We start from the raw sequence: 569 nt of genomic DNA on the forward strand, positions 1-569 counted from the left end.
TTAACCTCACAACCCACTCTCACAACCACATTCCCCCACTACCACTCACCCACAACCACTCACTCACACAAAAATTTTCACACCTCATGCTCCCAGGTCACGAACAGATAACGAGAAATCTGGAGCGGCGTAGCCTGGATGCATGATGTCGCTGGCGAAGATCGCGTACGGCGACGGCTATGAGTATTACCTGCGGAATATCGCCACGAATGACGCCAATGAGCGTGGCGCGCAACAGCTCGCCGATTATTACAGCGAGCGCGGCGAGTCCCCGGGTCGCTGGGTGGGGTCGGGGTTGGGAGCCCTGGATATCGTCGAGGGAGACATCGTCACCGAATCCCAGATGCGGGCCTTGTTCGGGCGCGGGATGCATCCGAACGCGGACGCGATCGTCGCGCAGCTGGCAGCCGAGCAGATGGCCGATGGTGTCTCGCCGCGGGTGGCCCGCCTCTACGGCGCGAAGATGGCCCAGCTCGGCCGCCCGCATAACCGATATGTGGTCGCCGAGGCTGGCTACCGGTTCGAGTGCGCCCGCGCCTATGCCGAATACAACCGTGCCCAAGGCCCAA

General features: G+C 61.9%; 1 protein-coding gene. It reads left to right on the plus strand.

What is annotated here, in order from left to right; genetic code table 11:
- Nucleotides 1-142 precede the first annotated feature (142 nt).
- The coding region (locus tag A5780_RS27670; RefSeq protein WP_156769694.1) for a relaxase domain-containing protein at nucleotides 143-569 on the plus strand (427 nt) is incomplete at its 3' end.

The organism is Nocardia sp. 852002-20019_SCH5090214, from assembly GCF_001665865.1.
Taxonomy (GTDB): Bacteria; Actinomycetota; Actinomycetes; order Mycobacteriales; family Mycobacteriaceae; genus Nocardia; species Nocardia nova.